We start from the raw sequence: 26,791 nt of genomic DNA, 5'->3' as shown, positions 1-26,791 counted from the left end.
GGTCAATGAGTACCGCTCCTGAGAGCGGTACTCATTGACCTCACGTACATGAGCTCTGGTTCTTGGAACTGTTCAGGTTGCGCGGCGCAGAGGGACGACAACGTCCTCGCCGGTGCTCTTCTCGCTGAGCCGGTAGTAGCTGATGTGCGCCAGCCGCTCCGATTCCTCGAGCCATCCGGCCTCCACGACCTGGCGCCGGGTGCGGGAGAACACGGTCGGGGACATGCCGACGAGCTGGGCGAGGTTGGCACCGGTCTCAACGACGGCGCCGCCGCGGTCAGTGGGATGCATGGCGTACAGCATGACGACCAGGCGCTGGTTGGCAGTCATGCCGGCGGTGCGGTGGAGGATATCCAGGAGCTTTCGCTTCTCGTCGTTGTTCACTGGGCCTCCCACCACGAAGGGGACGTGTTGTCGAAGCCGGGGATGTCCGGCGGGTTGCACGTCTTGATCGCTTCCCGCTGCTCGATCCCGGTCCCGTGAAAGGCAATGTACGGGCTGATCCGGTAGAGCCTGTAGTTGCCGATCCGGCCGCGCTCGATCAGGATGCGACGCTTGAGCAGTTTCCGGTTGATCTTGCCGACGGCATCGGCGGTCATCCCGACCTTCTTGGCGATGTCCGCGCCGGTCGCCCTCAAGGGCGCCATGCCCTGGGGGGAGATCCCGATCCACCACAGCACCAGGAACTTCTGGCTCGGAGTGAATTCCTTGCTCTCGGTGATCGCTGCGACTCTCGCCTTGTCGACCTGGATGTGCTCGCCGGAGAAGGCATAGGGCGCATAGGGGATCGCCTCGCCCGTGTCCGCATCAACAAGTCTGCGTACTGCTCCCAACGCGCCCTCCGTACTGGGCATTGCCTCGGCGCACATGAACCACGGCCCTCAGGCCGACCAGATGAACTTAACGTACATGAGCACGAAGTTCATCAACTCTGCCTCAAGGGCGTGTCGCTCAACCTGACACTGATCCCTCCCTCCAACCTCCCTGCCCGGACAGAGCACATGCTCATGAACCTGACGTCCATCTGGCCAGATCCTGTAGCCGTGGTCACGGTTCTCAGAACATGGGCACCAGGGCTCCAAGAGCTGTCTGCCCTGCCCTCAGAAACCGGGTGCACGATGGTGGGGACCGGGTGCCAGATCGCCGGATCTGGATGGAGAAGGGTGTTTCTGCAGGTCAGGGTGCTCTCGACGCCTGCGCTCTCTCTAGCAGTAGGACACGCTGTCACCTGCGGCGGTCCCCCGCACACACCGTGCCCTGGAAAGCAGTCGCGCACGGCATTGCTGAGCGCCTCCCTGCGGGGCGCTCACATCCGTACCCACTCCCACTGGTCGGCAAAGTGCCTCGCTCCTCCCCTCATCCTCAGCCCACGAAAGCACGCAACGATGCGGCTGCAGCCAGCGAAGCACCCGCCACGTGTGCCTCCGTCAGCCCCCACCGGCCCCAACCACGCTGCCCTGCCAACCACACAGCAAGTTGCAGCCGCCCGACTGCTGAGGGGCCCCGTCGGTTCATCGGAGGCCCCCTGGGGCCGAGGATGTACCGACCCGTAGGCGCGGAGAGCCGCACTTCGTCCTTAAATTGGGCGAATGACGACTTCTTCGACGGCCGCCACCAACGACTCCCGCCACAGACTTGGCGACGAAGAGAGCTCGGCCACCACGGTGGAGTGCCAGACTTCCGGTGTTCCGCACAGCGTTCCCGGCGGCGGGGACTGGGGCCCGGGTGCAAGGGATCCGTACCGGCGACTGACCAGAGACCGCCCCGGTCGCCAGGGCACGAAGGAACACCTTGTGACAGATGGGCCGGAGTGATCGACGCTCCGGCCCATCTGGGCCTCTGGCGCTTTCCACGCCCGGCCTGTGCTGTCCTGTGCGGCGGGGGATCGTTACAGCTGGGCTTCCAGGGTCACTGACTTCGCGGCAAACCCGTGACGCTCGTAGAACTTGATGGCGTCGGGGTTGCTCGCATAGGCGGTGACGTCAACGCGTCGAGCCTGCTGTTCCTTGGCCCAGGTCATGAAGCCGGCCACGAGGCGGGCGCCGATCTGCCCGCTGCTCTACTCGCGACCCGGCCAAGCTGGCGACAGGTCAGACAAGGGCACTCGAGACGGAGTCGTAATGCCCTGCCCCAGCCTGGTCGCCTCCTCACCCGAAGTAGCGCGCCTGCACGTCTTCGCACGGAGCTCCGAAGAAGCCCGGGAGCTTGCCGCGGTGATGCCCGGAGGACGGATCACGGACCTCGATCTGCCCGAACACGAGCAGCTGACCATGTACTGAGAGGGCGATCCAGGTCGTCTCGAAGAGGCGGGCGCCCTACACCTCGATGTACGCGACGACCACGACGGTGCGCAGCGCGGTCACGAAGTACAGGATGCGCACGGCCTCGAGTTCGTCGGTGTACTGGCGCAGCCGGGGGCCGGCCGTGTCGCCGGGGATCGCATCACCGATGTCGGGATCGACGGAGAGGACGACCAAGGCGCGGTCCAGGGCATGGAGTTCGGCCTCGCTGGTGATGGTCTCCAACTGCTTGGCGGCTGCGCCGGAGAAGGCGATACGGGCGCGGCGGGGGCCGTGCGGCAGCGTCATCAGGCGACAGCCTGCCGCTGGCCGGTGAGGCGGGCCAGGTGGGCCTCGCGCAGTTCCTCCCACGGGATGCAGGTCTCCACCGCGGGCAGCCCGTGGGCGGCGATGTCTTCCAGGACGGCGGCGAACCGGTCAGCGTCGGCCCGCGTCTTGGCCGCGTAGGCGCGCACGGCATCGGCGGCCGCGGGCTCAAGCTGCTGCCGGGCAGTGTCGGCGGTGTTCGGCTGTTCGCTCACCAGGTCCTCCACTGCCATGGAAAGTCGTCTTGAACACCACGGTATCGCCGGGTGCACCCGGCGGGGACCGCTCCGGCGGAATCTAGGCCGGCTCTGGGTCGAGTAAGGGCTCGTAGGGGGAGCTGCCTGAGCCGGTGCAGGCGCGGCACGGCGCCGTGGCGGGGCTCCCGTCCCGTCTGCCGTCGACCCACTTCCGGCAGGAATCGGCCGACCCAGTCCGCCTCTGTGGACAAGGTGCCGTGAACGCCGAAGACCCCCGACCGGGAGGGGCCAAGGGGCCTTCGAACTGATGGGGCGAACAGGATTTGACCTGTGGCCTCATCTTCATCAGCGGCGGCCTCGAAACCGGCTGCCGTCCTTGGCTGATCGTCCGTCGCGGTTCGGCGCTGGCCGTCGGCGTCCGCGTGTGCCTCGATGCCACCCCCACCAGCCTCAGCCACGTTATCGGCCTGCGTCGTCGGCGGGAGCACGCCGCGTCGGCCGGCCCGAGCCTCGGTCCCTTTCAGCAAGCGGTGATCAACGGCAGAAAGCCGTGCACTCAGCGCCACTTTTAATTGACTATGGAACAATCTCGCTGAACAGCGGACGCTGCCCTCTATTTACTTGGGAGCGCTGACCCGTCTTGCGCGAGTTCTTACGCGTAGAAACTGGAACGACGAAAAATCCTTGAGATACGCGCGAGCGATTCCCCTTGATCGGCCGCTTCGGCCGGGTTGGTAAGCAATCAAAAGTTGCTGGAATTCAACCGGATCGTCGCGGTCCGCGCGGTGGGTGCGCACTCGCCGGCCAACCCGCAGGAGGAAGCGAAAACGAGCACCCTGCGGCGCCACTTCCGCGAGTACGGAACAACCCATGTCAACGGGGCGCGAGTCACCGTCTATGTCCGAGACCACGACCCGTCTCCGAAGGCCGGTCCTGGATCCAACAGCCCGGGAGCGAGCGGTGGGGTGATGAGGTGACCGCCCCAGGTCGAAGCCCTCCACGACCCCGCGCCCGGTGTGCGCGAGCGCCAGATGCCCTGAACGCTCCACGTGACGGCGAGCGTGCTCGAGGCCCTCGGCGAACAGCTGCGCATGCCACCGCGTCAGCCCCCGCCCGTGCCAGGCCCGCCGCGGCACCGCCGCTCTGTGCTGGGCTCCTGCCGCGTCACCGCCGGCGCAGCATGCCCGGCCCCACCCGCATCCCCACCCGGACCGCCGGCCGCTTCGACCTCGGCCAGCCAGGGCCGCCCCAACCGCCCGCCCAGCACGGTGGTGAACCCCTGCGCACCGGCCCGGTCACGCACTCGCCTTCACGCCTGCCCCGTTCGTCTCGGGCGAGACCGTCACCATCGCCATGGAGATCTACCGGCATGGTTCGGGTTGGAAAGTACGTGCTGTCGGCCAGGGCTACGACACCGGGCTTGCCGGCCTGGCCGCGGACTACGGCATCAACGTCGAACCCTGACAGCGAAGTCAATGCCCGCCGTGCCCTCTGCGGCGGCGCTCGCTCTTGCGTGACCTACAACGCCCGCACGGGGCCCGCTGGTGGGCACCGCCCGGCAAGAAAGAAGAGCACAGTCGAGTCATCAATGCGGCGGTTGGCTTCGCCTGGAGACGCATGGGGGTGCTCATGGGGCGCAGGGCCGGTGACGTGGCGAGGGCCGACGGGCAGCAAATGCTGCAGCTGCGGGCCATGGCTGCCGACATGGTCGTCGAGCTGCAGCGAGCGGATGCCAAGGCCACTGCTGTGTGCGGGGCTGCGGCGGGACTTCTGACGGCTGGCGTGGCGACGTTGTGCGGGGTGAATGCCCCTAGCGGCATTCAGGTGGCGCTGCTGTCAACCTCGTTGTTGTTGACGGCGGCGGTAGGCGCTGCCTTGTGGGCTCTGCGCCCGGTTCTTCCCCCGGCCGGTGCGCCTGACGAACTGCTCGGGTTGCGGCGGGGAGCGGACGCCGGGTTACTGGTGGCGTCCTTTGCCGAGATGAGCAGTGCGCGCCAACGGCACCTGGCGGAGAAACGGTTGTCGGTGATGGCCGTTCTGGCGCGGCGGAAGTTCCGGGCGGTCCGTCTGGCGGTGGATCTGGTGGTGGTTGCCCTGGCGGTGGCCGGAATTGGGCTGTTGATCACCTACATGCCATGTTGAGACCATCCGGTTGTGAGGGGCAACACACCTGGGGGGACTGTGTATCAGCCGCATATCACGGTGATCGGTGAGCAGTTGTGGTCTCAGTTGCGTGATCTCGCACCGCGGAGGTCGCGGCCGGCGCGCAGTGTGCTGTTACGGCAGGGCGATCCCGGGACGCATGTGATCCTGCTGGATTCCGGTTCCACGCTCGTGACACTGACGGGCCAGAGCGGGGAACGGACGCTGCTGGCCGTGCGGGGGGCCGGTGAACTGCTGGGTGAGCTGGCGGTGCTGGACTCGCAGCCCCGCTCAGCGTCGGTCATTGCTGCGGAGACCTGCGTGGTACACATCATCCCGGCCGCGGACTTCCTTGCTTTCGTGGACAAGTACGACTTACTGGCGCCGTTGCTGCGGCATGCCATCGCCCGCGTACGTGAGGCGGAGTCGGTGCGGCTCGAGCTGGCCACGGCGTCGGTTCCTGCCAGGCTGGCCTCGGCCCTGACCCGCCTGGCGGACCTCTCCTCAGCAACAGCACGCGAGCTGTCGGTCCGTCTCACACAGACCGAGCTTTCTCAGATGATCGGTGCCTCCCGCAACGCTGTCGGCACCGCTCTCAGGCCGTGGCGCGAGCAGGGCTGGCTGGACACGACCCCCGGCGGGGGGCTTGTCGTGCGCGACATCGCGGCCATCCGACGGCACGTCCGCGCCGAAACGTGACGCACCGCATCACCGTGGTGCCCATTCCTGGGCACCACTCGCAGAAGGCCTAAATCAGCATGGCACCTGTTGTGACCGCCATGACTGAAAGGCCCGGCTTCCATGGACGCTTCTGTCCTTGCGGACAGTCTCGATGTACCCCCGGAGCATGCGCTCCTGGTCGTCGACATGAGGAACTACAGCCAGCTTCCCGAAGCAAAGATGGCTCCGATCCGTGCCGACCTGGATGACATCATCCTCAACACGGTCTTCCCGCAGAGCGAGCTCGACGACCCCCGGTCGCGGGAGGGCGCTTACCGGGACACCGGCGACGGCGCCATCTGCGTGGTGCCAGCGCGTGACACTGCACGGCTGGTGGACCCGCTGCTCGGCCACCTGAACGCGGCTCTGTCTCGCTACGACCAGTCGCGGCTGCGCGGCGGATCTGCGATCTGGGTCCGCGTCAGCGTCCACGTCGGTCCCCTCTCTTTGCCTGATCACCGGGGCGACGCCATCAACGAGGCCTGCCGGCTGGTCGACAGCCAGGCAGTGCGGCAGGCCATGACCGCGGCGACGAAGCACGGGGCCTACGTCGCGGCCGTCCTGTCCGGACCGGTGTTCGACCGCACCGTGAACGCTGGGCGCACGGCGCACCTGCAGCAGACGCATTTCCTGACGGCTGTCGCGCGTGTCGAGGGCAAGAGTTTCGAGCAGCCCTGCCGGCTCCATGTCCCGGGGATGGCGGCCGAGACGCTGCAGGGCTACGTCACCGAACTGCCCCCGGCCGCCGACGCGGTCACAGCTGATGCGCCGCCGGCCCCGGCAGGGGGCGGGACCACGATGCAGTTCCTGGGGTCCATGAAAGACACCAACGTCATCGGCAGCGTCGGCACCTACTACCACAACAGTCCTGGGCGCTGACGCTCACACTCAGCGTCCGCCGCTCCCCCATCACAGACGAGGCAGTGCATGTCAGAACAGGGTTTCGGGCCGTTAGGGCCCGATCATTCAACCACCCCCCAGCCCGGTGAGCTGGAGCCGAATGGATCAGGCGGCTGGCGGCCGCCGTGGCGGCGGCAAGTGGACCGGCCGGAGGGCTCTTCCCCGAGCGGCGTGCTGCCGCAGGGCTCCGCGTTGGAAGGCCCACACGCGGGTGCGGGACAGGCCGATGCCGTGCCGGATGTACTCCTCACCAACGGCGCCGCTACTCATCTGTACGGCAAGGTTGACGTGGTCGCCGGCAGCATCAACAAGTTCGTCAGGCAAACGCGCAAGTTGGACCTGCTGGAGGGTGTGCGGGTCGATCGCGGAGAGGTCCTGAGCCGGCCCTTTGTCTGCGAGGGGCAGTGGGCAGATGCCTGGCAGCAGGCACTCGCGCCGGAGGCGCCGCGGCCTCGGCAGCGTGTGGTGATTGTGGTGGCGCCCCGTTCTTTCGGCGCCACGACCTTCGCGTTGCGGCTTCTGGCCGAGCACACCGACAGTACGAGCACGCTGTTCAAACTGGACGGGGACTGGAATGCGCCAAGCCAGGGGCGGCTGCCGTTGGAGGAGGAGCACGCTTACCAGCTGGACCTGAAGGATCCCGAGCGCGACCGGCCGTCGGCGGATTTCCTCGATGCCCTCAGCACCTTCGCCGACTACCTCGGGGATGCCCGTTCCTACCTCGTGCTGACGGTCGCCCAGGAGCTGTGGGACGATCGGCTGACAACCCGCAAGGGTGTGCAGGTCGTGTATCTCAGCGAGCCTCCGGATGCCCTGCGGGTGGTGGAAACCCGTCTGACCGCGACTGGGCATGCGCCGCTCGTCGCCGATCTTCGCTCCTTCCCGAAAGCCGTGGCCTCTCTGCGGGGGCTGCACGCTATGGCGGCCGTGCGCGCCGCGAACACCATCGTCATGACGTGGCAGGAGCACAGGCGCCTGCAAGACGCCCGTACCTCAGCGGCTCTCCCCCGGTCTGCACCGGCCGACCCCGATCTCAGCCTGGAAGACCGCATCACCGCAGCGCTGTCGGATTGGAGGGATCACCTCGACGGGCTCTTCGGCGAGGTGGCGACCACTCACGACAAGGCCAAGGGCTCCCTCACGCTGGAGGACCGCTGCCTGCTGCTGGCCCTGGCGGTGCGCCAGTCGGCTCCCCTGCCGACTGTGGCCAGCACCGCACGCGCCCTGCACCAAGCTCTCGTCCCGAAGGACGCGGGCACCAAGCCGAGCCTCTCCCCCGCTCAGAGTTCCTTCGCCGGCCGCGGGCTGCGCCGCCGCATCCAGGACGTCGGCGCGGCTGTCGGCTCCCAGGACACGGTGCTCTTCGACCGGCCCGCCTACGGCCGGGCCATCCTCGAGTATGTCTGGGACAACTACGAGGCCATGCGCGAGGCGATGCTTGCCTGGCTCGTGCAGAGCGCCGCCGGCGACAGCGCAGCCGATCTCTCGGTTGCCGCACTGTCCGCCCTCGTCCTGCGCCACGGCACGACCGCTCACCTCACCACCCTGGGCGCCATCGCCCGCGAATCCCACCCCGACCTGCTCAGCGCCGTCCTGGACGTGGCCGTCCACGACGAACACGTCGGACGCCTGGCCTGGGACGTTCTGTACCGCTGGGCCGAGCAGAGGCCCTACGCGCCCATCGTCATCTCCACCTGCCGCCGCGTCCTGCACGACGACGCCGCCAACGCGTCAACGGCGAAGAGGGCCATGGTGCGGCTGCGGCGCATCGCCCACACCACCGGCGAGCCGGACCTGCGCCGTGACGTTCTCAAGGCCTTCGAAGAACTGGCCGGCCGGCCCACGGGTACCGCCCGGCTGGTGGCCGAAGTCCGCGACTGGCAGGAGTCCCAGGCATCCACGAAGAGCGGGAGCCTGGCCTTTCTGGCCCTGATGCCCGTCCAGGACGACGGCATGCCCTGGCTCATGTCCGACCGCGCGCCGGACATCGACGTCCAGCGGGCCTTGCAGGACCTTCTCAGCAGTCCGGACACGACGGCCGAGGCCATCCCGTACCTCACCGGATGGATCCGTACGTGCGCGCCCGACCCCGCCTCCTACGGCCGCCTGCGCGACCAGCTCCTGCCTGCCCTGCGCGGTCACAACATGTTCCACGCCGGCATGGAGCTGATGAAGGCTCTGGCCGACGTCACCACGCCCCAGGGCGTCAACGCCGGCGAGGACTTCTACCAGCACCTGGTCGACCACCGTCTGCAGCCGGTGTTCTCTCTCCCGAAGGATCCGGCATGAGGTGGCCCTGGCAGCGGGCGGAACGCACCACCACCTGCCCGCTGCCACGGCTGCTGGCCAGCGCGACCCCCGGCATCCCGTTCGAAGCGGTCTACACGCTGCGCTGGCGTCCCACACTGCGCCTGCGCACCAACCTCGACGACCTCGTCCGCGCCGACGTCCACCAGAAGGCCGCCGCGACGGCGGCACGCTGGGACGCAGCCGACCTGTCCGCTGCCCAGGACGCCCTGAACGCAGCTTTGGGCGCTCCGCACGAGAGCAACCGCCACTATCGGATCCTGGCAGCCCAGGTGGTGTTGCGTCTGTCGCCGGAGTCCCGGGAACGCCTCGCGCAGCGCACAGCGGACACCGAACGCGTCCGGCGCCTGCAATTCCTCAAGACACACCTTTACGACCACCCCGGCCTCGTCGTGCTCGACCGTCTCGAACGCCATCCCGGACGCCTCCCGGACGAGGAGACTGCCGCGCTGCAACGCCTGGCCCGCACGATCAAAGGCTGTGACCAGTGGTGGTATCCGCTGCTGGAGCAGTGGGAACAGCTCGGCGACGGCTTCAGCGATGCCGACAAGCAGCAGCGGGCCATGCTCGCCCTGCTCAACTCCGTCGCCGCACTCAACGGCGGAAGCCCACCCGCAGCGCAGGCACACGCCAACTGACGTCCATCACACGGCCCTTGGCACGTGGCGAGCAAGGACTTTCACCGTGAAGCTTGTCCTTTGGAGAGCCGTGCTCTCCCCCCTCACCAGCCTGCACGCCCTGCTCCTGCAACGGCGAAGCAAGACACCACTCTCCTACGACACGGCCTGGCGGCAAGCCCGCATGCTGCACGCACCCGACGAAATGGTCTACCGACTTTACGGACACCACGCTGGCCCCGTCCTGTCCGACACACCTGACCCAGCCCGCCCATCCCTTGCCGACCCGACGGGGCAGCCAGAGGACGGACCGCGCTGAGTACGCGCTCGGATCCGCCTCCTCCCGGCCGGCCTTCACGCTGCTTTCGCAAGGAACTCGAGCCACACAGGCGGCGGGTGAGCTGCCGGACACTCCGGGGCCGGCGACACAACGTGAGGACTACGCCGTCCCGGGTGTGTCACAGCAGCTGTACATGCTCCAAGCTGGCCCGCAGTGCCGGAGAGGCGTCTTCGACGACGTGTCCGTGCTCCAGGCTCTTGAGAATGACCTTGCCCTTGGGAGCCCGGTCCACGTGGAAGGTGGATCACAGCCGGCACGTAGGACAGTCCCGGCCGACCAGGAACGGGCGCAGGAGGTGCAGCTCGTGGTCGCTGTCGCGCAGGTAGAGGCTGCCGGCCTCGAGGTCGTTGCGGGGCACCGTCATGGTGCGGGTCGGCACGACCGGATGATCTCCTGTCAGCTCACGGTATTCGAGTGCGGCAGTCCGGGTGAGTGCATCCCAGCGGACGGTCGTGAGGTATTCAAAGAGGCGACCGCCGGGATTCCGGTGGTCGCCCCCCCCCCGTTGAGGTGGCGGTCAATCAGGCTGCCAGCCCGGCAATGAAGACCAAAACTCCACCAACTGCTGCGAGCAGGAACGAGAGTTGCACGAAGCGGTGCTTACGCCACGCGATCTTGCTCATATTCACGAGCTGGTTGCTCAGAATGGGCAGGGTGTCCTCCTGTGCCAACTTCTGCGCAAGCGTGGCGGGATCCCAATACTGAAGGTGCCCAAAATAGATGAAATTATCGGGTGCCTCGTTCTTCAGGAGTTTGACCTTCCGTAGCCTGGGCACGACCACGAGGGCGGCCAGGACAGCACCGGCCAGGATCAGCACGGCTCCTGCCCACAGAGGGACACGAGCACCATAGCCGTGGAGCCGGGAGAACCGGTGCCCGTTGTCGGACAGAGCGACGATGCCGGCGAGTGCGGCCGATTCCAGGGTCAGGGCGAAAGACGCCTTGGCATCCACTCGCCATGTCCACTCGCCGATGGCTTCGTGGATCCGCCACGCGGTCTCCTTAGCCTGGTCGGTGCTCACGGTTTCCACGTCCAATTCGACCTGTAGACAGTAATCTTCTCGCCGCCGACGTCCCTGGTGAACGGGCCGCCCCACATCAGCTTCTTGTCCGGGGCTGGACCGTACTTCGACGGGTCGAGCAGTTTTTTAAAGACCGGCTCGGTGATGTAGGTCCGGTACTGACCATTGCGGACATCACTGAGCTTGGCTGCCACGTTGGGGGCCCGGCCGATCGAGACCAAGTCGTTGTGGCCTCGGACGCCACCGCGCACGATCAGTGCGGTTCCTGAGTCGATACCGACACAGTGTTTGATCTCGAAGCCCTTTGTGGTGATCGACGACAGGTTCGCCTCTACCTTGGGACGCACGATCTTGTCGACCACGTGGTGGATCTGCAGACCACACTTCGCGGCGTCACTGTTCTTGGTGTCGCCCATGAAGACGGCCATGACGCGGTCACCATCGAAGCTACGGATCTGCCCGCCGCGTGCCTTGATGACACGGCAGGTGGCGTCCAGGTAGGCCCGGATGACCTTCGCGGCGGTAGTGCGAGTGAAGTCCCGTGCCAGGCCTGTGGAGTCGGCCAGGTCCGCATAGAGGTAGACCGCGTCGACCTCCACGGCTCCGTTGCTCAGTTTCACGTCGCCCGTTGCCGGCACGACGGTGCCCTTCCGGATATCCCAGTCGGAACACACCACGCTCGTAACGGCCGCACTGATGTCATCAGCTAGACCCATAAAGCCCCCAATCTTCGTACTGGCGAGCGCAACCTAGCAGGCCCCACCGACAGCGAGACGGCGCGAGGTGCGCTGCTGCTCGAACGGGGACTGCGCTGAGACGGCGCCCCGACGGGGCGCTCCTTGACCGGACGACGGCGCTCAGGTGAGGTAGTGGCGCTCTCGCGCAACGGCTGATCCTCGGACGGCCGACTCTTCACCCGGTACCCCACCAATAAGCGGTCCGATAGGTGGTCATCCGCTCGCCTCCGACGTCCGTCACATAAGGGCTCCACATGTCTTTGCCGTGGTCGTCGTACTTCGAGCCATCGAGAAGCGAATAGTAGACGCTGTCGGTGATGTAGATCCGGTAGTACGGCTCCTCGCGGATATCGCTCAGTTTGGCTGCGATGTTCGGCGCTCGCCCAATCGAGACGAGGTCGCTGCTGCCGCGGACTCCGGCCCGAGTGATGAACGCGTCTCCGGATGCGATGCCTACACTCATGCATACATCGAACCCATCCTGCTCCAATTGTGGAAATTCCGTGTAGAGCGCTGGCTCGACGATCTTTCGTATCGCATAATTGATCTTGAGGGCGCACTCGGCTGCCTGGGTATTCTTAGCGCCGTCAATGAAGATGGCCATGACGCGGTCACCGTCATAACTGCGGATCTCTCCGCCATAACTCTTAATAATCGTAGACGCTGTACGAAGCGAGGCGCGTATCACCTTGCCAGCCGTCTCCCACTCGAAATCGCGGGCCAGTTTGTGGAGCCAAGCAGGTCGGCGTAGAGGTAGACAGCATCGAGTTTTACGGCGTCGTTCGTGAACAGTTTGACGTCGTCCGTACCAGGAACCACCCGCCCATCCGGATCACTTCGGCCTTGTCCCAGCAGACGCCGTCTGTTCCCGCAGGTCCAGAATCCACCGGTCGACTCCCGGGACTCGCCCGAATCGAAGCGGACTGTCGCCGGGATGGCGCCCTCTGCCTTCGGGGGCGGGCCGCGGGGCCGTGTCGTAGTCGTCGTCATGCCCGGTCCAACGAGCCAGCTGTGCGATAGGACGTGCGGCACCCTTTCCGTCTAGCCGTCCGCCCCCCGCGCTCGGATCCGGGGCCGCCGTTCGGCAGCCCCGATGTGGTCAACGCCTCCAGGAGCCTTGAGGGTCGCGTTCGGGCATGCGGCTGGGGTGGGCGAGTCGGCCGGTCGCCGCCTGAGCGAGCCAGTCGGCCCACCGGCTGATGAGCTCGTCCAGGTCTCCGATGACGAGCGGGATGAAGGGCCAGGCCACCTGGTGCATCATCATCCCCGGGCTGACGGCAGCGCGTGATTCATGGTGAGGGTCGAGCGCGAAGGGCTCCATGGTTCTGGTAGTAGCCCGCAGCGGGGTGTCCATGAAGGCGGTCTCGAACCACTGGTACTGGTCTTCCGTCTGTGCGTCGGCGTACCAGAGGGAGTGGCTGCGGCCCTCGTACCCGTGGTAGTTGGCGGGGACCTTCACGGAGAGGGTCGCGGAGGCGATGACGTCGAACGGCGCCGGCGTCGAGGTGGTGCTCCAGACCTCGGGGGCAGTTTCCCTCGGTCCGGACAGGGTCAGCTGGGCCGCTGGTCGCAAATTCGAGCTCGAAACGGTGCCGGAGTGGTATCTGCGGGAGCGGGCAGGAGGGCTGGGTGCACGCTTCTCCGCCTCGATGAACGGGTGCACCGTCCGGTGAGCGACGAACGCCTGGGCTTCGGAGGGTCTTCCCCGCCGACGCGGGGGTGCTCCGCTCTCGAACAGCCGCTGTCCCTGGGGGCAGCGGTCTTCCCCGCCGACGCGGGGGTACTCCGAAGCAGATCATCATCGCGACGGTGCGCATGGGGTCTTCCCCGCTGACGCGGGGGTGCTCCGAAGAGACGGGCGGCACTGTGGGGGCGCCGCGCGTCTTCCCCGCCGACGCGGGGGGGGGGCTCCGCCCCGGGACGAGACGGTGGACAAGTTCACGAAGTCTTCCCCGCCGACGCGGGGGTGCTCCGGTCCCGGCGCAGCCGATCGTCCTGAAGCCCGGGTCTTCCCCGCCGACGCGGGGGTGCTCCGCCCAGGGCGAGTCCGGCCGTGCGGCCGGTGGCGTCTTCCCCGCCGACGCGGGGGTGTGCCGATCTTGGTGTCTGTCTCGTACGCGTGCTCGCCGTCCTCCCGCGCCGACGCGGGGGTGTGCCGTACTGGCCGTCACCGCCCGGGGTGGTGCCGTCGTCTTCCCCGCCGACGCGGGGGTGCTTCGCTGGGCATTGTAGGCGTCCGCGCACCGCCGTCGTCTTCCCCGCCGACGCGGGGGTGCTCCGTGGAAGAAGAAGTACGGGTTCGTCGGTACGAAGTCCTCCCTACCGACGTGGGGGTGTGCCGTCGCACCAGCGGCAGGGGACGCCGGGGTCGTCGTCCTCCCGACCGACGCGGGGGTGCTCCGTCGACGGTCTGCTCGAATCCGTCGGCGTACCGGTCCTCCCCGCCGACGCGGGGATTCGGGATCGTGCGCCCGGGCTGGTACAGGATGGGGTCCTCCCCGCCGACGCGGGGGTGTTCCAACGTTCAGCGCCGTACCGTCGAGCAGCGCGGCGTCCTCCTCGCCGACGCGGGGGTGTTCCGCCAGGACGTATCGTGCTGAGCCGGGTACAGCGGTCTTCCCTGCCGACGCGGGGGTGCTCCAGACACTTTCGCCGACGTCGTGTCGGGCACCACGTCCTCCCCGCCGTCGCGGGGGTGCTTCGATGTTCTGCGAGCCGGAAACGGACATGAGGCTGTCCTCCCCGCCGACGCGGGGTGTTCGTCATTGGGCAGGGACGGGGACGGGGACGGACGCTCGTGAGCGCTGAGGGTCGGGAATGTCCTCACTGCTCAGCGCTCAGCTGACGGCCTGTTGCTCGGCACGGGTGCGGGTGGTGGCTGGGCAGCCATCTGCGGCAGCGCCCGCAGGCCGGGAAGCTCGCGCCTTTCTCTGATTCGCTGTCACACGCCGTGACGGTTGTCGAACCGCTCCTCATGTAGGCGACGCTGAGCCTATTCTGTGCGCTTCCAACTCGAGCCAGTATGACGTGGAGTGTGTATGGCTGATCAGCCCCTCAGGGCGCACTTCGTTGCCGATCCGATCGAGCTCCCCGATGGCCGTAGGGTCCGTGTCAGCGCCTATCCCGATGGCAGTATCCGGTTCCGGGTTGACGGACTGCCGTACGTCCTGACCGAGGCGTACCTCAGCGGGAACCCCGAGAACGACAAGGCTGTCTTGAAAATCTCGCCCGGCAAACAGGGCAGCAACGCCTCGCACAACTACGTGGAGTGGTTGGAAGAGAAGAACAACAAATAGGCGCCCCGCCCTCCACGCGTCGCGGGGGTGTTCCGGTGGCGGAGTAGGTACTCAAGGAGATCCACGCATCCTCCCCACCGACGTGGGGGTGTTCCGCGGCCCCCGTCGCCACAACGGGAGCGGCTTGCGTCCTCCCCGCCGTCGCGGGGGTGCTCCGAACGAGGACATGACGGAGGAGTACGGCGCATGGTCCTCCCTGCCGATGCAAGCGGCCGCGTCGGCGGGGAGGACAGCATCCTGCCGGGCTGCATGACGCTGGACGGCGGAACACTCCCGCGTCGGCGGGGAGGACCCGTCCCCGGACTGGCTCAGCAGCCGCTGTGCCCGTCTCCCCCGCAGGCGGCCAAAGACCGGCCGCCATCACGACGGCGGCCGCCGACGCGCCCCATACGGCGCCCCGGCGGCCACGGGGTGCTCCGTGGCGGGGCATCGCCCTAGGCGCTGTAGCTCGTCTCCCGGCCGACGTGGGGGTGCTCCGACCTTGCCGGCGGCAAGGTAGACGTCGCCCTCGCGCGCATCAGCACCGCCCCGGCGTGCGGCTGGGCGCTGACGGCGCCATCGTGGCCGTCCTCCCCGCCAACGCGGGGTGTTCCGGTCTGCTTCGGCGCCAGCTTCATCTTCGAACCGTCCTCCTCGCCGACGCGGGGGTGTTCCGCCAGACGACAAGCCCCGCGTACGTCATCCAGTGCCCTCCCCGCCAACGCGGGGTGTTCCGGAGGCCGGGACCTGCTGGGACAAGAGGTCTTCGGGCTGGCCCGCAACCCGTTTGCCTTTCTCGAATCCCTGCCTCAGCAGGGTGACTTGGTGTGGGTACGCATCGGGCCGCCCTGGCGCGCGAGGTCGACCCCGCTCAGCTCGGTGCTCACGTGATCACCGCCCCGGCCGTTCCGCCGTCCAGCGAACGCGCGGCGAACCCGGCGAGCCGGTCCGTCCACGGCGCGGACGCGGCCGGGGCGGTGCGGGCCGCAGCCCGCTCGCGCAGCTGCTCCAGCCGCGTCGCCAGCAGGTACTGCGCGGTGCGCTCCCGGGCCGCGTCGGCGGCCTTCGTCGCGGCGGCGACGGCGTCCGCGCCCTTCGGGTTGTGTTGGAACCAGGGGCGGCCCTGCTCAGCCTTGTACGCCCGCCGCGCCTCAGCTTCGGCCGCCTCGGTCCGGCCCAGCGTCGCCAGGGCGTTGTCCTGGTACTCCTGGATGGCCTGCTGTGCGGTCTGGAACGCGGCGAACGCGTACGCGTCCTCAGCTGCCTCGGGATTGGCCTTCAGGGCGGCCACGTCGGTGATCTGCAGGAACTCCTGCCATGCGGTGGCGATGCTGTTGCCGATGGCCGTCCGGGCCTCGGTGGCGGCGGCCGCGACGCTGCCCGGGTCGGTCAGGTCGCCGGACCAGGCCGCCGCGATGAGACCGGCCTCACCGATCAGGGTCTCGGTCTGACGGCGGTGGTCGCACGCCTCGCACAGCCCGGCCGCCCGGTCCTGCCCGCAGTCCTCGCACGGCAGGGGCTGGCGCACCGCGTCGGCGACGGCCGCGGCCTCATGTTCGCGCTCTGCTCGATCCTGAGCAGCCGCTCGGGCGGCATCGCGGCGGGCCTGCTCCGCTCGGGCCTTCTCACGCCGCCACACGAGGTCCTCCGCCTCGATGGCCGCCTGCTCGCGCAGCCGCTCCTCGAGGACCCGGCGGCGCTCACCATCGGCCAGACCGGGCAGCTCCCGGTCGACCTGTGCCGCGATCTTCGCCCGCCGGGCACGCCGGATCTGGAGCACGTTGCCGCAGTTCCCGCACTCCCCGCCGGTGTCCAGCCGGATCCCGTCATCGCACCGGCGGTCCGAGCACGCCTGACGCTGCACCAGACCTCGCCGGATCAGCCACGGGTATGGGCGGTCGACCAGGGCCTCGCCGCCGGTCTCCTCCAACCGGTCGGTGAGCCGGCTGGCCAGCAGCCGAGCCGCCGCCTCCGGCTGCTCCAGCATGCCCGCCAGCCGCCACACCTCCGCCTTCGCGGCCGCCTCAACCTGATCCTGCTGCCAGCCGGACAACCGCTCCCACAGCCCGCAGACCGGCCCCAGAGCCACCCGCAGGCCAAGATCAGCCGGAAGGCCCACCCTCCGCTGCTGCTGCGCCGCTTTCCACCCCACGGCCTCTGGCCGGCTATCGGCCACAGCCCAGGCAGCACGCTGCCCATCACGCTCATCGACCGGGGCCCCTTTCGGCTTTTCCCCGCGCAGCGGGCCAGCCTCGGCTAGTGGCGGCGCCGACTTGGCAACGTCGGTCTCGCTGTCGTCGGCCTGGTTCTCGCGCATGCACACGGGCTCCGGCCGACGGCCTTCACCCCCACGGCCTTCGCCGGAAAAGCAATCAGAGAGCGCGAGAGAACCACCAGGAGTAGCGGCAGAAGCGTGGAGAGCGTGGTGCTGTGCAGTTGCGGCGAGGTCTGTCGATCCGCCGATCTTGTCCTGTCCGGAACCCTTGATCCCAGTCGTCACAAGGGCCTTGCCCGTCTCGCCGGACTCTAGATCTCCGGATGCAGTACCGGCGAGGTCTGAAAACACGGCCTTCGCCGCCCGGCGGGCCTCCCGCACGGCCACGCCGTGGGCCGCGGCGACCGGCACCAGGCGCACCCGCGACCGCGCGTGCAGACCCGAGCCGGTCTCCTGGCGCACCACGTCGGCGACGCCGTGCTCCTGGAGGCGCTTGAGCACCTTCGCCCCGGCCGCCGCCGTGCAGCCCAGCAGCCGCGCAACCGTCGCTGCCGGACGCCCCCGCCTGGTGTCCACCGACCCGGGGCACAGTTGCAGCCAGCCCACTGAACCCGTCGTCAGCACCATCAGCAGCAGTCCGAGCCGGTCCGTTGCAGCCCCCCGGCCCGTACGCCCGGCGAGCAGCCCGGCCGGGACCGGTGCCTTGTCCTTCGGCGCCCACCCCGGACCGAACAGCACCTCGCACAGGCTCAGCAGCACCGCCAGCTCCGAGCGGGACAGCGCCAGCGCGTGCCGCCGGTCGCCGGCCTTCTGCGCCCGGTACATCGGGATCACCCAGCACTCCAGCCCCGTCGCGTGCCCGAAGCTGTTGGTCACGACGTTCGAGCCGAGGAACCCCGCAGCGCGCAGCTCGGGCAGCACGGTGTGCGCGACCATCGACTGGGAAACCCCCAGCCACCGACCGATCTCCGCCGCCCAGATCGACGCCTGGTAGTCGTCGCGGACCTTCGCCTTCGCCGTCAGCACCACCGACGCCAGCCGCGCGCCGTCCGACGCACCGGCCAGCGCTGGAGACGACACCAGCGCACGCACCGCGGCGAGCAGCCGGGCCCGCATCGTCTTCGACAGCTGGAGCGGGTTGCCCAGCTCCAGCGAACCAACCGGACCGGCCTGCGCCGGGACCGACCGCAGCCGACGCCGCGACGCCCCGCCGGCGAACTCCGCACGAGAGAGCGGAAGCACACCGGCCGACGCCGCCACGGCGCTCACCGGACCACCCGGAAAGACGTCAGAACATGATCCATCTGGCGACCATGGACCAGGTCACCTGTGGACAGAATCCAGCGAGTGGCAGCAAGCCTGTGGACGACGGATCCGGACGCGGGTGCGACGGGAGCCGGGACAGAGAGGTGCACACCTTCTATGGGTGTCGAGATCGAGTCCCGTGTGACATCGAACGTGCGCGAGATCGCAAAGCCGTCCCGAACAGCGTGACGTACCGGGCGAATCGGGCTGTGAAATCGGTCAAGCTGGGGCGTCGCGGAGGAGTAAATAGGGGCGAAACGGCCATGTGTGGGCTGGCGAAAGCCCGAGCGGTCGTGCAGAATGACACCGCTCCCTTCATTCAGGAGTGGGCATGACGAAGCCCCGTACGGGTGCTTTGGGTTCGTTGCAGAACCAAGATCGACCGCTTGACCGGGTGCGAACCGGTCAAGCAATCCTTCGGAGGGCTTGCGAAACCCTCCGGTGGCAGATGGGGCGTCAGCCGAGGTGAGTGCGAATCACCTGGGAGCTGGATGTCCCGGGCGGCTAAGCCGCCCCTCGACTTAGCTCATGCCGCTCCCCTCAACCGAGGGGCAGACGGCTGTGTGCAGCACAAACGCCCCGCCGAAGGGCCAGCGGTCGCTCACGCGCTGCTGGCACCACGGCGGGGTGTTGTGTGACTGGGGCAGGGTACGGGTACCCTGATGCATGTCGATCACCTGGGATTCGCTCTGTACGGGTGCTCGGCAAGGCCGTCGGACTCCTTCCACAAAGTCCTTCGGCCCGCCCCCTCGACTTGCTGAAGGTCGTGGGGGCCATTTTCTTTTGATCAAGCTCGGAGACACGATACTCCCCCGTCCCTCCGATACGGACACCAGGAGTTGACGTGTCGCAGAGCCGGACGATCGCTGACGACTTGTCATGACACGACACCTCCCTGGTGGATTCGAAACTCATGAGGATCAACTGCACTGATCACGCGGTACGTGCCCAAGATCCGAACAGGAATCGGCCCGGAATCCAAGCGGACTTGCACAAACACCCCCGCGAATCCCGCAGGGCGGGAAGCTACCTGCTCAAGCGGCCCACCCAGCGGGAAGTGCCAGCGGCCAGCCACCCGTGAAACGGGCGCCGAACCGGATGCGGTGTCGCCCGGGGGCAGGTGAGCAGCCCAGGCGTTCTGCTTAGGCGTTACTCGTCGCACAGGCACCTCCCGGCCTGCTTCCAGGTGGGGCATTCGCGGTCCAGACGTTCGTAGGCGCCCGGAGGGTCATCGGGGAACCAACTGAACACCTCGGAGAACGGGAGGTGGTCGATCTGAAGTGTGTGCTTCGGCTGTCGCAGCCCTGCCAGCTCCGCTTCGCCCACCTGTGCCACCTTCACAAAGGGGGCGACAACTGCCACAGGATCGGGACCGAGATCGAACCACTCGCCGCGTACACGCTTGTCAGCGAAGCGATGGTGCAGCTCAGCTTCGATGTAGTGGCCGCCTTCGTAGACAGCGAGCAACCGCAGGGGGACGGGTGACCCCGACGGAAGGTCACGGAGCCGACGCTCGAGGTCGTCGCTCCAACCGATCTTCACCAACGGCGAGTCTGGAGATCCGATCAGGTATACGCGCTCCGGCCGCAGCGTCACTAGGGCCTCCACTCGTGTACGAGGACGGAGAACAGCACGCTGTCGCGCCACTGCCCGTTGGTGAACACGTGATCACGCAGCACGCCCTCGCGGACGAACCCGAGCTGCTGCACGACAGCGATCGAGGCGGCGTTGTCCGGACCGATCGCGGCAGAGACCCTGTGGAGCCGGAGCTCCTTAAACGCGTACGTGATCAGAGTGCGGGCTGCGTCTGTGGCATAGCCGTGGCCCCACTCTTTCGCCGCGATGGCATAGCCCAACTTCCCGGCTTGGACACCGCTGAGCCCGATCCGAGCGAATCCGATCACGCGGTCGTCGTCGCGCTTGGTCACCCCGAGATAGAACTCGGTCCGGGGCTTCTGCGTAGCGCGCTCCATCGTGCCTTCGATCATGGTCACGGCCTGAACACCGTCGCGGCTGTCGAAGCTGAGCCACGTCGTGACAGCGTCATCGCCGATGATCGCCAGGACATCGTCGACGTCCTCGCGGGTGAAATCACGCAGGACAACCCGCTTGCCAACAAGGCGAATCGGCTTGTGTGGACGGACGATGGTGCCGTGGCCGCGCGACGACGTGACGAGCCCTTTTGCTTCGAGAGCCTTATAGGCCGCGTGGACTGTGGCCTTCGAGCCCTCGCCGGCCGCCACGAGTTCCCGGATGTGAGGCAGATGCTGGCCGGGCGCGAAGTCGCCGCGGCGGATCTGTACGGCAAGCCTGTCCGCGAGTTCTTGCCACTTCGGCGCCATGCGTTTCCCCCTCACTTCGGATCCAGTGAACCACAGTCCTAGGACTGTGGGTGTGGCGTATCAAGCGTCAAAGGTCAGCAGCGGCACGTCATAGAGGTCCGGGTTCTTGGGACGGGTCATCACCGGGGCGGTGACTTCGACTACGAGCATCTCGACAAGGAACTGCACTTGGGCGCTGAGCAGATGGCTCGTGTGGCCGGTGGCCGAGCGCGCCCTTTCCCCCAGCGAGGTGTGGATGTGCGGCAGGACCGTGTCGGTCTCAGCGTCGTACGCGAGTGTTCCGCACCCCATCGCTTCCACTCCGGTCAGGTGGACCTTGCTCCAGACGGGGGCCTCGGGGTTCTCGAGCTTCTCGCAGGCGCCGACGATCTCTGCCTCAGCGAAGCCGGCGATGAACATGGGGATGTAGCCGTGCCGCACGTCGTTCTGGCGGCAGAAGTCGGCGAGGGTGGGAAAGAAGTCGTCGCCGTGGTCGAAGGTCACGCCGAAGGTCCGGCCGGTGGTGAGTTCGTAGCTGCGCAAGATGGGATCCCGGGGCTGTTGGGTCGGTTACGAGAGGGTGCTGAAGGCCTGGTTGATCTGGTCCCTGTCGGCGCCGGTCATCAGTAGTAGCTGAAGCAGAATGCGCGCCTTGACCGGGTCCAGCGTGCTGCCGGAGATCAGCCCGCGGGCGAGCAGGTCCGACTCGGAGCCGGGGAAGCCGTAGGTCTGCCGCAGTACGGGGCCGGATCCGGTGCGGGTGGCCAGGATGACCGGCATGCGCTTTGTGAGGTCGGTAAGGGCGTCCACGCAGGCCATCGGGACATGGCCGGCCCCGAACGCAGCGACGACCAGGCCGTCGACGTGGTCACCGAGGACCTGGAGGAGCGTCCCGTCGTCTCCGATCCCGACCGTGAAGACGGTGGTGCGGACGGCGGGATCGGTGGCGCTCGGGGAAGCAATCCTCGGGGCCGCGTCGGGGCGGGCCAGAATGCGTACGCGGTCTTCCGCGACGTAGCCGATCGGACCGGGGTACGAGGTGAAGGCGGTGGGGCTCGTGGCGTGGGTCTTGCGGACCCAGCGGGCAGCGTGGATCTCCTCCCCGAACACCACCACACAGCCGGTGCCCCGTGCTTCGGTGCTGGCCGCGGTGCGGATCGCGGCCAGCACGTTCGCGGGACCGTCCGCTCCCGCCATGCTCGCGTTGCGCATGGCGCCAGTGACCACGATCGGCATGTCGCCCGTGGTGACGAGATCCAGCAGGTACGCCGTCTCCTCGATCGTGTCCGTCCCCTGGGTGACGACCACGCCGTCGACCGCGAGCGACTCGATCGTCGCGGCGAGCTCGAACAGGTCGGAGAAGGACAGAGACGCGCCGGGCAGACGGCGGAAGTCACGTACCTCCACATGGAAGCCGGTGTCAGCGAGCCCCGGTACCGCGGCGATCAGGTCGTCGACCGACAGCGTCGGCGTCGCGCCGCCGACGGGCTGCGCGGTCATCGCGATCGTGCCGCCGAGCGAGATCACTGCGACGCGTCGGGCGTTGTCGGCCATGGCCTCTTTCCCCTTCGTGAACAGGCAGATGATGGTGCGGGATCAGTGATCGGCCGGAAGAGAGGCCACGTACGCGCAAGCGGCGTCGATGCCAGCCGCGGAGACCAGCCGGCTGCGGGACTGGATCAGCCCGGACGATCCGTACCGGGCGAGCTGGCCGCAACGCTGGATCAACCAGGACCACGGCAGATCGAGGTACTGCGCCAGAGCACGCAGCCGTCCGGCAGCCGTCGGCGCCGCGGTGAGTGAGTCCGCGTCGACGTCGCGGGCCGCGATCGTGAACTCGCGGACGACCGAGGACCGGGCGGTCACGTCGACGTGCCACATGCCGTCGCCCCTCACCCAGTTCGCGATCACCGCTTCCTTGTCGGGCGAGACCACGAAACCCTCAACGCTTTCGTACGCGGGATCGGACGTGAACTGCGCGTGGATCCCGAGCGACTCCATCAACGCCACGGCCAGAAACAGCAGGATCCGCTCGTACCTCGGAGACGAGCGGACCACCTCCTCCGGGATGCAGAACGCCCGGGTGCTTGTGTTGCCGAGCGCCTTCGTGGTTTCCCGCAGGTACGGGTACTTGTGATCGAAGATCAGCCAGGCGCTGGCCTCCTCACCGCGCTGTTCCCTCGTCCAGAACGCGGGCAGCGCAGGCAGATCCGGCAGCGCCCGGAGGATGTGGCGAGCGCAGAAGTCTGAGCCGAGCCACATGTGGGCGACCGTGTTCAACCCGGGTGCAGCTTCTCGGCTGACCGCGGAGGAAGACAGCCGCTCGTAGGCCTTGAGATCGCTGCGGGTCTCGGCAAGAGGCTGATCATCGGCCTGCAGCGCGTCGTCGTAGTTGCTGACGGCCCACAAGATGCCGTAGGTGAGGTCATCCAGTTCGTAAGCCGTGGGTGCGGCGAGTTCGTACACGCCGCCGTTCTTCGCGAGCTTGCTGCGGGCCGATCGGCCGTCCAGAGCGTAGAACCGTGAGACTCCCTCGGCGTTGACGGCCCCGACCAACAGGCTGCGATTCGGCCGCGTCAGGAATTCCTCAGCCCGCCGCTGGTCGGGGACAGACACGATCACTCGGCTCCCCTCGATGCGGGCGGGGTGGACCTGGAGCGAGAGTTGGGAGCCGAGCATGGAACGGCCCCCTGGAATGAGGGCGTGCCAGTCGACTCCGAAGTCAGGGGTGGGGCGGGACAGTTGAAGGCCCGGCCAGTTTTCGCTGGCGGTCCTCGCTAACCCGAAGGGATCTTCGGCGGCGCTGATTGCTGAAGCTGTTGGCATCTCCATGCCGGCAACCGCACCTGCACCGACCCCCACCCCGGCGCGCAACAGCGCGCGTCGATCGAGTGCCACGAGCACCACCGTTCCATCGTCGAGACGTGCAGGGACGAAGATCCCCTCACTGTCTGACGGTGCCGTGTGTGAAAGGGCCGTGGCCAGGCTCATCGGTGTATCGGATACATGGGGCGCCGAACCGGATACATGGGTGGGCTCCGGTACGCCCCGGTTGATCTCCTGCCACAGCTCGATCAGAAACCCACCAGCACCAAGTGTTCGGTCGATGAGCTCCGCCTCACCCCGGTCCTGAGGTGGGCGGGCCCCGTTCTCCCAACGTTGCACCTTGGAGTGCGAAACGAACGTCCTCGCGGCGAATTCCCGCATGGACAGTCCACGCGCCTCACGCAGCTGTCGGATGATGTAGCCAAGGCGGTGCTGGGGAGACTGGTCCGGCGTCAGCACCTTCGGCCTCTGGCCCACGTTGAGCCCCCTCTATGTATCCAAGTCCCTGTATCCGCCCTACGGATACAGGGCAACCGTAGAAGTCACCCAAGATCACGCCTACACCTGGAGTACCGGCTTCCCCAGCCGGGATCGATCCCCAACTTCGGCTCTAGGAGGGCGAGATGAACGAGATCCGTCATGCCCACGACAGGGGGCACCGTGTGGCCGACGCGCATGGCCGCAACATCGATCTCACGCCCACCGGCGTGAGGTCGACACATGACTGCACCTGCTCGAGAGCCATGGCAGGAACCCGGCCGCGCGGACACGTCCGCGGTACGGTGGTCATACGCGTCACGGTCATTCTGACCGGCGGATTGGTCGTGCTGGTTCTGCTGGTGGTGATCCGCGACATCGTTACCACCGTGGCCAGCACTAGCGTGACAGGCTTGATCTTCAAGGCACTGCTGAGGCCGTCTCGCCGGGGGGACCGGTGAGACGCGTGGCCTCTTGCGATCGGCTTCGTGCGCGCCGGGCACTGCGGGTTGGCTCCCTGTGCGGGAGTAGCAATTCACAACGCCCGGGTCGCGAAGTAGGTTCATCAGGCGTCGAACTCGTAGTCGAGCACGTACGCGGCGGAGTCCATGGTCATTTCGTTGACTTCAACGGCCCGTCCGTCAGCATCCAGGGCGGTGCGAGCCAACTTGATGACGGACCGGTCAGCTGGAATGGACAGCCGCGCCACCTCTTCCCCGGACGGCATACGCACCCGGATCTCCTCCCGGAACCGAGTAGGCGCGTGCCCGAGGTCTGCAAGCCGGGCGTAGATTCCGCCTGGACCCGGATTGGCCTCAGTGATTGCCGATCCAGCGACCAAAATCTGTGGGAGGTAGGACGCCGCGAGCATAACGGGCCGGCCCTCCATGACGTATCGACGGCTGCGTACGCAGACGGTCTCGTTCTCCGCGAGGTCGAGCACCTCAGCAATGTGCTGAGGTGCGACCGCTCCTTCGGTAACCGTGACCTGGTCAACGTCTGGCGAGCGGCCATCGTCGGCGGACCAGATCGTCTTGCCGCTTCCCCACTGGTCACGCGCCAGCCGGGGAATGCCACGACGGCGAATGGGGCGGAAGTCCTCGACATACCAGCCCGACCCCTTGCGGGACCCCACCAGGCCTTCGCCTCGCAATAGACCGAGAGCTTGGCGCATGGTCAGGGATGCCACACCGAAGTCAGCGGCGAGCGTGTTCTCGCCTGGCAGCCGGTCGCCAGGGGCGTAGTCACCGCGTTCCAGGCTCGCCCGCAGCTCTGCGGCGATGCGCAGGTACTTGGGCTGGTCTGTGCTGGACTCGCGGCTCATCTATCTCCCCAGGCTCTTTCTCTCTATAGAGCTGATCGTACGGGCCGGGCAAAGAGCAAAGCCACGCTCGCGCGCCGGTGCAAGGATCTCACAGCATCTCTATGGAGAACTATTGACCTCTTTAAAGAGATTTGCTTCACTGGGTCAGCGCAGGACGGGACACCTACGGAGACCGTCTGATCACCTCGCGCTGCCCTACTCGACTGAACTGGCAGGTCACACCCCTTCGAGAGGAGCTCCACCCCGTGAATGTCACCCGCCGTCCCGCCGCCAGCCTCGCCACCGAGTCCTTCGACCGCCAGACCTCGCGCTTCTCGACGCGCTCGAGGTGGAGCTCCCGGAGTTCGGCGACATCGACTTGGACGTGGCGTTCGGTACGCCGCTCGACCTGTACGAGGCCGGCACCCTGGCCCGCGAGCGCCTGGTCGACCTCCTCCTTCCGTACGCCGCGCAGCTGCATATCGCACGGCCAGCAGCCGCGCCCCTGACGGTCGCTGCCTGACCTTCTCCCGCCGGGTCTTCACGGACCCGGCTCCCCCACCCGAAACCGCCCCCGCGGGCGGCGCCGGATGAGGGAGCCGGAACGTCGGTCCCCTTGCAACACCGCAGGAAGTCGTCCGCCCTTCGGGGCGGCCGGGGTAGTCCTCAGCTCGCTGAGGGCGCGAGAGCACCATCGAACTCCTCCGGAGCCTGACGGCCGCGACGACTGTGTGCACGTCGCAGCGCTGTGCGCTGTCTGTCCTACGGGACGCCGGCCTCGTGCCGTGCGGCCCGGAGGGGAGAGAGAGCATCGCGACGCGCTCCCTGCCACTCCGTCCGTGAGGAGTCCAGATGTCTGCTTCGACCCTTGAGCGCACCGCCCGCCCCCGCCGGAGCCGGACCCGCTCCCGCACCGTCAACGCCCGCCCGGCGCTCGTCATCTCCACCCTCAAGCCTCACCAGTACGACCTGCGCCCGACTTGTGTGTCGCTGATCTGCCCCGACTGCAAGACGTGGGTGCCGATCACCGGCCTCCAGACCAAGAAGCCCAAGGTCGTGCCGCACGACACCGGCCGTGCGGGCAAGGACGCGGCCGTCCGCTGCCGCTTAGGCAGCAACCGTCTGGTCACCGTCGACGTGACGGTGAAGAAGTGGCAGGCGCGCCTGGAGGACGGCCACGCGGAGACCGGCCACCGCCGCAAGACCACTGTGCTGCCCAAGGCGTTCAGTCTGCAGACCGACCGGACCCTGCGGGGCCGTACGGAGCGCACGCCGGCTGGTCGCGTGGCTGATTGGGAGGCGGTGCTGTTCCGTGTGGCAGCCGCCGACGAGGAGCGCCGGGCGGTGCCCGCTGGTGATGCCCGGACGGAGAGCCCTGCGGTCCCGCTGAAGCCGAGGGATGTTGAAGCGTACGAGCAGCGGCAGCGGGAGCTGGGGAGGCGATACGCGCAGAGCAACCCGGCTACGTCAGGCGCCTGACC

At 67.6% G+C, this 26,791-nt stretch carries 27 protein-coding genes and 1 pseudogene; 11 read left to right on the top strand and 17 right to left on the bottom strand.

What is annotated here, in order from left to right; translation table 11 throughout:
- Positions 1-72: 72 nt before the first annotated feature.
- From ACFVYS_RS41785 to ACFVYS_RS41775, 3 genes are all read right to left on the bottom strand, one after another.
- Positions 73-330, bottom strand: a complete 258-nt coding sequence (locus ACFVYS_RS41785; RefSeq protein ID WP_389510857.1) for a replication initiation protein, RepL2 — start codon at positions 328-330, stop codon at positions 73-75.
- A 50-nt stretch (positions 331-380) separates the two neighbouring features.
- A complete protein-coding gene (locus ACFVYS_RS41780) occupies positions 381-833 on the bottom strand; it encodes a MarR family transcriptional regulator (protein ID WP_362276144.1) in 453 nt (150 codons plus the stop codon).
- Positions 834-1,888: 1,055 nt separating this feature from the next.
- On the bottom strand, positions 1,889-2,047 hold the full coding sequence (locus tag ACFVYS_RS41775) for a GNAT family N-acetyltransferase (protein ID WP_389510855.1): 159 nt from the start codon (positions 2,045-2,047) through the stop codon (positions 1,889-1,891).
- Positions 2,048-2,120: 73 nt separating this feature from the next.
- On the opposite strand from ACFVYS_RS41775, the gene ACFVYS_RS41770 reads away from it, so the two are divergent.
- Positions 2,121-2,279: a hypothetical protein gene (locus ACFVYS_RS41770; protein ID WP_389510851.1), complete on the top strand. Its 159-nt coding sequence runs from the start codon at positions 2,121-2,123 to the stop codon at positions 2,277-2,279.
- Between the two features lie 36 nt (positions 2,280-2,315).
- On the opposite strand, the gene ACFVYS_RS41765 is transcribed toward ACFVYS_RS41770, so the two are convergent.
- Positions 2,316-2,588, bottom strand: a complete 273-nt coding sequence (locus ACFVYS_RS41765) for a hypothetical protein (RefSeq protein ID WP_389510849.1) — start codon at positions 2,586-2,588, stop codon at positions 2,316-2,318.
- The gene (locus tag ACFVYS_RS41760; protein WP_389510853.1) at positions 2,588-2,821 is read right to left on the bottom strand and encodes a hypothetical protein; all 234 of its coding nucleotides are present in this window, start codon (positions 2,819-2,821) and stop codon (positions 2,588-2,590) included. The genes ACFVYS_RS41765 and ACFVYS_RS41760 overlap by 1 nt, the downstream gene beginning before the upstream one ends.
- 1,311 nt (positions 2,822-4,132) lie before the next feature.
- Between ACFVYS_RS41760 and ACFVYS_RS41755 the strand changes: the two are divergent.
- The 6 genes and pseudogenes from ACFVYS_RS41755 to ACFVYS_RS41730 all read left to right on the top strand — a co-directional run.
- A pseudogene (locus ACFVYS_RS41755) lies at positions 4,133-4,267 on the top strand (TerD family protein); the annotation flags it as partial.
- A 153-nt stretch (positions 4,268-4,420) separates the two neighbouring features.
- Positions 4,421-4,945 carry a Pycsar system effector family protein gene (locus ACFVYS_RS41750; RefSeq protein ID WP_181647148.1) on the top strand — a complete coding sequence of 175 codons (525 nt, stop codon included), beginning with the start codon at positions 4,421-4,423 and terminating at the stop codon, positions 4,943-4,945.
- Positions 4,946-5,005: 60 nt separating this feature from the next.
- Complete coding sequence (locus ACFVYS_RS41745; protein ID WP_389510847.1) at positions 5,006-5,644, top strand: Crp/Fnr family transcriptional regulator; 639 nt, start codon at positions 5,006-5,008, stop codon at positions 5,642-5,644.
- Positions 5,645-5,746: 102 nt separating this feature from the next.
- Complete coding sequence (locus ACFVYS_RS41740) at positions 5,747-6,544, top strand: hypothetical protein (RefSeq protein WP_181647149.1); 798 nt, start codon at positions 5,747-5,749, stop codon at positions 6,542-6,544.
- 192 nt (positions 6,545-6,736) lie between these two features.
- On the top strand, positions 6,737-8,854 hold the full coding sequence (locus ACFVYS_RS41735; RefSeq protein ID WP_389510845.1) for a hypothetical protein: 2,118 nt from the start codon (positions 6,737-6,739) through the stop codon (positions 8,852-8,854).
- Entirely contained in the window at positions 8,851-9,510 is a 660-nt protein-coding gene (locus ACFVYS_RS41730) for a hypothetical protein (protein ID WP_389510843.1), read from the top strand. The genes ACFVYS_RS41735 and ACFVYS_RS41730 overlap by 4 nt, the downstream gene beginning before the upstream one ends.
- Before the next feature lie 563 nt (positions 9,511-10,073).
- On the opposite strand, the gene ACFVYS_RS41725 is transcribed toward ACFVYS_RS41730, so the two are convergent.
- The 5 genes from ACFVYS_RS41725 to ACFVYS_RS41705 form a co-directional block, all read right to left on the bottom strand.
- On the bottom strand, positions 10,074-10,208 hold the full coding sequence (locus ACFVYS_RS41725; protein ID WP_389510841.1) for a hypothetical protein: 135 nt from the start codon (positions 10,206-10,208) through the stop codon (positions 10,074-10,076).
- A 142-nt stretch (positions 10,209-10,350) separates the two neighbouring features.
- Positions 10,351-10,851 (bottom strand): Pycsar system effector family protein, encoded by a 501-nt coding sequence (locus tag ACFVYS_RS41720; RefSeq protein ID WP_389510839.1) that lies wholly within the window; start codon positions 10,849-10,851, stop codon positions 10,351-10,353.
- Positions 10,848-11,528, bottom strand: coding sequence for an adenylate/guanylate cyclase domain-containing protein (locus tag ACFVYS_RS41715; RefSeq protein ID WP_389510837.1), 681 nt, complete (start codon positions 11,526-11,528; stop codon positions 10,848-10,850). Before ACFVYS_RS41715 ends, ACFVYS_RS41720 begins: the two co-directional genes overlap by 4 nt.
- Before the next feature lie 235 nt (positions 11,529-11,763).
- Complete coding sequence (locus ACFVYS_RS41710; protein WP_389510835.1) at positions 11,764-12,192, bottom strand: hypothetical protein; 429 nt, start codon at positions 12,190-12,192, stop codon at positions 11,764-11,766.
- Between the two features lie 495 nt (positions 12,193-12,687).
- Complete coding sequence (locus ACFVYS_RS41705) at positions 12,688-13,161, bottom strand: hypothetical protein (protein WP_389510833.1); 474 nt, start codon at positions 13,159-13,161, stop codon at positions 12,688-12,690.
- Between the two features lie 1,465 nt (positions 13,162-14,626).
- Here ACFVYS_RS41705 and ACFVYS_RS41700 point away from each other — a divergent pair.
- The gene (locus ACFVYS_RS41700) at positions 14,627-14,884 is read left to right on the top strand and encodes a hypothetical protein (RefSeq protein WP_389510831.1); all 258 of its coding nucleotides are present in this window, start codon (positions 14,627-14,629) and stop codon (positions 14,882-14,884) included.
- Between the two features lie 862 nt (positions 14,885-15,746).
- Here the strand turns inward: ACFVYS_RS41700 and ACFVYS_RS41695 are convergent.
- The 6 genes from ACFVYS_RS41695 to ACFVYS_RS41670 all read right to left on the bottom strand — a co-directional run bounded on the left by ACFVYS_RS41695 (position 15,747) and on the right by ACFVYS_RS41670 (position 23,989).
- Positions 15,747-18,347, bottom strand: a complete 2,601-nt coding sequence (locus ACFVYS_RS41695; RefSeq protein WP_389510829.1) for a hypothetical protein — start codon at positions 18,345-18,347, stop codon at positions 15,747-15,749.
- 1,185 nt (positions 18,348-19,532) lie between these two features.
- A complete protein-coding gene (locus ACFVYS_RS41690; protein WP_389510827.1) occupies positions 19,533-19,979 on the bottom strand; it encodes a GIY-YIG nuclease family protein in 447 nt (148 codons plus the stop codon).
- Entirely contained in the window at positions 19,979-20,725 is a 747-nt protein-coding gene (locus ACFVYS_RS41685; RefSeq protein WP_389510825.1) for a GNAT family N-acetyltransferase, read from the bottom strand. Before ACFVYS_RS41685 ends, ACFVYS_RS41690 begins: the two co-directional genes overlap by 1 nt.
- A 60-nt stretch (positions 20,726-20,785) precedes the next feature.
- Positions 20,786-21,247 carry a PPC domain-containing DNA-binding protein gene (locus tag ACFVYS_RS41680; RefSeq protein ID WP_389510824.1) on the bottom strand — a complete coding sequence of 154 codons (462 nt, stop codon included), beginning with the start codon at positions 21,245-21,247 and terminating at the stop codon, positions 20,786-20,788.
- A gap of 27 nt (positions 21,248-21,274) precedes the next feature.
- The gene (locus ACFVYS_RS41675) at positions 21,275-22,258 is read right to left on the bottom strand and encodes an asparaginase (protein WP_389510822.1); all 984 of its coding nucleotides are present in this window, start codon (positions 22,256-22,258) and stop codon (positions 21,275-21,277) included.
- A gap of 42 nt (positions 22,259-22,300) precedes the next feature.
- Positions 22,301-23,989 carry a multiprotein-bridging factor 1 family protein gene (locus ACFVYS_RS41670; protein WP_389510821.1) on the bottom strand — a complete coding sequence of 563 codons (1,689 nt, stop codon included), beginning with the start codon at positions 23,987-23,989 and terminating at the stop codon, positions 22,301-22,303.
- 164 nt (positions 23,990-24,153) lie between these two features.
- Between ACFVYS_RS41670 and ACFVYS_RS41665 the strand changes: the two genes are divergently transcribed.
- Complete coding sequence (locus ACFVYS_RS41665; protein ID WP_389510820.1) at positions 24,154-24,468, top strand: hypothetical protein; 315 nt, start codon at positions 24,154-24,156, stop codon at positions 24,466-24,468.
- 104 nt (positions 24,469-24,572) lie between these two features.
- On the opposite strand, the gene ACFVYS_RS41660 is transcribed toward ACFVYS_RS41665, so the two are convergent.
- Entirely contained in the window at positions 24,573-25,331 is a 759-nt protein-coding gene (locus ACFVYS_RS41660; RefSeq protein ID WP_389510818.1) for a GntR family transcriptional regulator, read from the bottom strand.
- 328 nt (positions 25,332-25,659) lie between these two features.
- On the opposite strand from ACFVYS_RS41660, the gene ACFVYS_RS41655 reads away from it, so the two are divergent.
- Both ACFVYS_RS41655 and ACFVYS_RS41650 read left to right on the top strand, forming a co-directional pair.
- Complete coding sequence (locus tag ACFVYS_RS41655; RefSeq protein WP_389510816.1) at positions 25,660-25,833, top strand: hypothetical protein; 174 nt, start codon at positions 25,660-25,662, stop codon at positions 25,831-25,833.
- A 329-nt stretch (positions 25,834-26,162) separates the two neighbouring features.
- Positions 26,163-26,789: a hypothetical protein gene (locus ACFVYS_RS41650; RefSeq protein ID WP_389510814.1), complete on the top strand. Its 627-nt coding sequence runs from the start codon at positions 26,163-26,165 to the stop codon at positions 26,787-26,789.
- The last annotated feature ends 2 nt before the right edge of the window (positions 26,790-26,791 follow it).

The sequence above is a fragment of the Streptomyces sp. NPDC058295 genome, from assembly GCF_042880655.1.
Classification (GTDB): domain Bacteria; phylum Actinomycetota; class Actinomycetes; order Streptomycetales; family Streptomycetaceae; genus Streptomyces; species Streptomyces coriariae.
The sequence above is the reverse complement of the archived record's forward strand: the minus strand, read 5'-3'. Positions and strand labels throughout refer to the sequence as shown.

Excerpts from the sequence above, each read along its gene's own strand:
- ACFVYS_RS41765 (WP_389510849.1), bottom strand. The coding sequence starts at position 2,588 with ATGACGCTGCCGCACGGCCCCCGCCGCGCCCGTATCGCCTTCTCCGGC.
- ACFVYS_RS41675 (WP_389510822.1), bottom strand. The coding sequence starts at position 22,258 with ATGGCCGACAACGCCCGACGCGTCGCAGTGATCTCGCTCGGCGGCACG.
- ACFVYS_RS41650 (WP_389510814.1), top strand. The coding sequence starts at position 26,163 with ATGTCTGCTTCGACCCTTGAGCGCACCGCCCGCCCCCGCCGGAGCCGG.
- ACFVYS_RS41710 (WP_389510835.1), bottom strand. The coding sequence starts at position 12,192 with ATGGCCATCTTCATTGACGGCGCTAAGAATACCCAGGCAGCCGAGTGC.
- ACFVYS_RS41660 (WP_389510818.1), bottom strand. The coding sequence starts at position 25,331 with ATGAGCCGCGAGTCCAGCACAGACCAGCCCAAGTACCTGCGCATCGCC.
- ACFVYS_RS41730 (WP_389510843.1), top strand. The coding sequence starts at position 8,851 with ATGAGGTGGCCCTGGCAGCGGGCGGAACGCACCACCACCTGCCCGCTG.
- ACFVYS_RS41665 (WP_389510820.1), top strand. The coding sequence starts at position 24,154 with ATGAACGAGATCCGTCATGCCCACGACAGGGGGCACCGTGTGGCCGAC.
- ACFVYS_RS41685 (WP_389510825.1), bottom strand. The coding sequence starts at position 20,725 with ATGGCGCCGAAGTGGCAAGAACTCGCGGACAGGCTTGCCGTACAGATC.
- ACFVYS_RS41785 (WP_389510857.1), bottom strand. The coding sequence starts at position 330 with ATGACTGCCAACCAGCGCCTGGTCGTCATGCTGTACGCCATGCATCCC.
- ACFVYS_RS41740 (WP_181647149.1), top strand. The coding sequence starts at position 5,747 with ATGGACGCTTCTGTCCTTGCGGACAGTCTCGATGTACCCCCGGAGCAT.
- ACFVYS_RS41750 (WP_181647148.1), top strand. The coding sequence starts at position 4,421 with ATGGGGGTGCTCATGGGGCGCAGGGCCGGTGACGTGGCGAGGGCCGAC.
- ACFVYS_RS41700 (WP_389510831.1), top strand. The coding sequence starts at position 14,627 with ATGGCTGATCAGCCCCTCAGGGCGCACTTCGTTGCCGATCCGATCGAG.
- ACFVYS_RS41770 (WP_389510851.1), top strand. The coding sequence starts at position 2,121 with ATGCCCTGCCCCAGCCTGGTCGCCTCCTCACCCGAAGTAGCGCGCCTG.